Origin of the sequence: Acinetobacter sp. WCHAc060033 (genome assembly GCF_004209125.1) — a bacterium.
In the GTDB taxonomy this organism is placed as follows: Bacteria; Pseudomonadota; Gammaproteobacteria; order Pseudomonadales; family Moraxellaceae; genus Acinetobacter; species Acinetobacter wuhouensis.
The window spans coordinates 1-3460 of sequence record NZ_SGSW01000104.1 but is presented as its reverse complement, the minus strand read 5'-3'; the positions used below and the strand labels follow the sequence as shown (position 1 = coordinate 3460).

6 protein-coding genes are annotated in these 3460 nt (G+C 34.8%); 5 read left to right on the top strand and 1 reads right to left on the bottom strand.

The genetic code is table 11. From position 1 onward, the window contains the following. Positions 1-74 precede the first annotated feature (74 nt). The 4 genes from EXE10_RS20330 to EXE10_RS20315 all read left to right on the top strand — a co-directional run bounded on the left by EXE10_RS20330 (position 75) and on the right by EXE10_RS20315 (position 1765). Positions 75-461 (top strand): hypothetical protein, encoded by a 387-nt coding sequence (locus EXE10_RS20330; protein WP_130114542.1) that lies wholly within the window; start codon positions 75-77, stop codon positions 459-461. A 95-nt stretch (positions 462-556) separates the two neighbouring features. Next, positions 557-754, top strand: a complete 198-nt coding sequence (locus EXE10_RS20325; RefSeq protein WP_130114541.1) for a hypothetical protein — start codon at positions 557-559, stop codon at positions 752-754. 58 nt (positions 755-812) lie between these two features. Then, on the top strand, positions 813-1403 hold the full coding sequence (locus tag EXE10_RS20320) for an N-acetylmuramidase family protein (RefSeq protein WP_130114540.1): 591 nt from the start codon (positions 813-815) through the stop codon (positions 1401-1403). After that, the gene (locus EXE10_RS20315; RefSeq protein ID WP_130114539.1) at positions 1400-1765 is read left to right on the top strand and encodes a hypothetical protein; all 366 of its coding nucleotides are present in this window, start codon (positions 1400-1402) and stop codon (positions 1763-1765) included. Before EXE10_RS20320 ends, EXE10_RS20315 begins: the two co-directional genes overlap by 4 nt. 233 nt (positions 1766-1998) lie before the next feature. Here EXE10_RS20315 and EXE10_RS20305 read toward each other — a convergent pair whose 3' ends face one another. Further along, entirely contained in the window at positions 1999-2343 is a 345-nt protein-coding gene (locus tag EXE10_RS20305) for a hypothetical protein (RefSeq protein ID WP_068972739.1), read from the bottom strand. A gap of 512 nt (positions 2344-2855) precedes the next feature. On the opposite strand from EXE10_RS20305, the gene EXE10_RS20300 reads away from it, so the two are divergent. Continuing rightward, complete coding sequence (locus EXE10_RS20300) at positions 2856-3266, top strand: roadblock/LC7 domain-containing protein (RefSeq protein WP_068972740.1); 411 nt, start codon at positions 2856-2858, stop codon at positions 3264-3266. Positions 3267-3460 lie beyond the last annotated feature (194 nt).

Sequence of the window (3460 nt, the reverse complement as noted above, 5' to 3'; positions counted from 1 at the left end):
GCTCTGATTTATAAACATTTACAGCACCCAATCGGGTGCTTTTTTATTGCCAAAATTAAAGGATATTGACGTAAATGGAACCAGTCGCAACAGGCAGTCTCACTGCTTTTTTAAAGTTTTATGGTGCTGCAATAGCAGTAACACTCGCAATTGCAGCAGTAGCAACAGTCGTTATTATGATGCGTTTCCCTCGTTCACCACAGGAGTGGGCAGTAGGCTTAATTTGTACTGTCGTTTCAAGTCTTACAGGTGGTGCTTTCATCATTGTACGATGGGGTTTACATGAGTGGGTGACAGATATCTGGGGGGTAATTGCATTAGGTGGATTCTTTTTCGTCTGTGGTTTACCGGGTTGGGCCATTGTTCGTTGGACATTCAACTTTATTAATCGCCAGGAAGGGAAGACGATTATCGAAGTGGTGAAAGAACTTAAAAATGCAAAAGATGACATAAGTAAATAAATGTTGGCAATATGTGACATTTATCGCAATATTGTTGAGTGAGGTATTAATCCTTAGTATAATTTGCTCTCGTTGTTTTTAAGTAGGGTTCATTAATGAGTGCAATTTTATGGGGTGGCGAAAGTATATTTCCTGAAAGAGTTGAATTATTTAAGACTTTCTTAAAAAAATACCTTGCTTTAAATGGTCGTGCTGAACTTTTAGAAAGTGAGGCTTTTCACTATGACCCTGAGCGTGACGAATTTCTAAATCAAGATATTCAAGAGTACTACCATCTTTGGTCAGCTACCTAAATTTATAAAACATTTGAACCACCTTCGGGTGGTTTTTTTACGCCTAAAGGAAAGTAAAATGAGTAAAAAATTAACCTCAGATCAAATTAAGAATCAGGCTCTAGCACTTGGTGTTGAAGTCGCAACACTTCGAGCTGTCATTGAGGTGGAGTGCAAAGGTTCTGGTTTTAACTCTGATAATACGCCTGTAATTTTATTTGAACGTCATGTTATGCGACAGCGTTTGATTGCAAATAACAAATCAAAAGTTGTAGAAACAATGATGATCAAGCGGCCAGATCTATGTAATACAACTGCAGGTAACTATGGCTTGTACACTGCACAACATGGTCGTCTAAACGCAGCGTCTCAATACGATCGGACATCAGCACTAGAATCATGCTCATGGGGCATAGGTCAGGTGATGGGTTATCACTGGAAAGCACTCGACTATCCGACTTTACAGTCATTTATCAATGCAATGTATAAGGATGAGGCATCACAATTTGAAGCAATGTGTCGCTATATCAAAGTGAATAATCTTGTTAATGCGTTGATGAATAAAGACTGGAAGGCATTTGCGCGTGGTTACAATGGTGTTGCGTACGCTAAAAATAGCTATGACGTGAAATTGGCAAATGCTTATAAAAAGTGGAGTGCCACCGCATGACAATAAAATTAATCTGGAAATTCAAAACTTGGGTCGCTATAGCGATCCTTTTTGTTTTATGGCTTGGGCAAATTGCATATACAAATCATTTAGCTGGAAAACTCAAACAAGCCGAATCTCAATGCACAGCTAAGATTCAAAAACTCAAAGACGATCAACAACAAGCATTGATCAAAAAACAAAATGAAGTAAATAAAGTGAGCGCAGACTATGAGCAACTTAAATCAGAGCAACGTGTCAAAGTCGAAACAGTTACACGTGAAGTGCAAAAGATCGTTACTAAGCCTATCTATAGCAATGTTTGTTTTGATGATGATGGCGTGCAGCAACTCAACTCACTTATCACCGACAATTCCAGCTAATTTACTTGAGCCTTGCTCCGAACTTCAACAATTAGAAGACGGGACAGGGCGCACTCTATTGCTTTGGTCAGTTGATACAGTTGCGAAATATAATGAGTGCAAGAGTAAGCATGATGCGGTGGTGAAAGCCCTCTGAGTAAGTGCTTACGCCAAATTTACGCCAATTAAATTTAAATAATTGAAATTAAATATAAAAAAGCTCCTATTAAAGGAGCTTTTTGAAGGTATCGAAATTATTGTTGAGCTTTTTCTTTAACATCCGCAGCACCTTGTTCAACAGCACCCGCTGTTGCTGCAGTTGCATCTTTAGCAGCATCAATTGTAGCATCAGCGGCATTCGCAGTTGCATTTGCAGCATTATCTACAGCTGTCGCAGTTGCTGTTGCAGCATTGTCGGCTGCTTGTGCAGTTGCATTTGCAGCGTCTTGAGTTGCATTAGCCACATCATGACCTGCTTGAGTTGCCGCGTTTTCAATGTGTTCACCTGTGGTTGCACCTGTTTCTGGTGCTTTTTCTTTGTTACAACCTACAAGAGCAACAGTAGCAGCGAGACCTAGAGCAACGATATACTTATTCATTATGATTCACCTTTGTTAAACTAATTTTTGGCATCCAGCAGCTGGACAGAATCAATATAATTAGAAAAATTAATCAAATCAAAAAATAAAGTGTAAAGTTTTATATACCTATAATCTGTCATGCCAACATTTTTGATGTAAAACAAAGTATTTTTAATTTTAAAATAATACTCGTTTAATATTTAATTTGATTGATGAAATATTTTAACGAATGATAAATTTTTATAAAAATAATTGTAAATATTTTATTTAGAATTATTAAATCATAAGTTTTAGTTGTGTTTGATGTGACAATTTTATACTTAAGCTAAATTGTAAATTGAACTTAAATTAAAAAAGAACTTTATTTAAAAAAACATATTTACAACTGAATAAAAATGGTTAGAATTGTTTTTAAAAATGTGAGTCAAATCAAATAATTTTATGGTTGCAAGAGATGTAATACATAAAATTTATATATATTTTTTTAAGAATGATGAATTATTGAACTAAATTATGGGGCATAAATATACATGTTGGATTTAAATAATTCTCGGAAGGTCCCAGACGATTTTGTAGTATTTGCTGAAAACCAAATTAGGCATTTGTTAAACTCTGTCTCTGGAATAGAGTTTGTGATGTTATGTACTTCTGACGGTTTTGAAATCGCTTTGGCGAATAAGAAAAATATTAGCAATTCTGGAAAAATTGCTGCAGTCAGTAGTTCGATTTTAGCAATGGTTACTGCTTTTACTTCAGAAATTAATCTTGTTGGATGTCAAACAATTACCTTAGATGCTGAAAATGGCAAAGCCCTTTTAACATCAGTTGCTCATCCAAAATACCCCTTAGTTTTAGTCGCGATGACAAATAGAGATATTTTGCTCGGTCAAATGTTGTATGAGGTTAAGTCGACAGCTGAACGATTAGTGAATAAGGTATAAATTATTTCATTTTAAAATAATCAATTGATAAATTATTTTAAATTTCTATTGTGTAATTAATATTTTTTATGTTATTAAAATAAGCAGGAGAAATGATTAACTAGATTGATTATCTAAATAAAATTAAAATAGGTATTCAATTAGAAGAATACACATTTTATAAAGCTTAGCTAGAGATATACTTTTAGCTAAAT

What these genes read in the sequence shown, in the direction of transcription:
- EXE10_RS20315 (WP_130114539.1), top strand. Translation starts at nt 1,400, where the DNA reads ATGACAATAAAATTAATCTGGAAATTCAAAACTTGGGTCGCTATAGCG.
- EXE10_RS20330 (WP_130114542.1), top strand. Translation starts at nt 75, where the DNA reads ATGGAACCAGTCGCAACAGGCAGTCTCACTGCTTTTTTAAAGTTTTAT.
- EXE10_RS20320 (WP_130114540.1), top strand. Translation starts at nt 813, where the DNA reads ATGAGTAAAAAATTAACCTCAGATCAAATTAAGAATCAGGCTCTAGCA.
- EXE10_RS20325 (WP_130114541.1), top strand. Translation starts at nt 557, where the DNA reads ATGAGTGCAATTTTATGGGGTGGCGAAAGTATATTTCCTGAAAGAGTT.
- EXE10_RS20305 (WP_068972739.1), bottom strand. Translation starts at nt 2,343, where the DNA reads ATGAATAAGTATATCGTTGCTCTAGGTCTCGCTGCTACTGTTGCTCTT.
- EXE10_RS20300 (WP_068972740.1), top strand. Translation starts at nt 2,856, where the DNA reads ATGTTGGATTTAAATAATTCTCGGAAGGTCCCAGACGATTTTGTAGTA.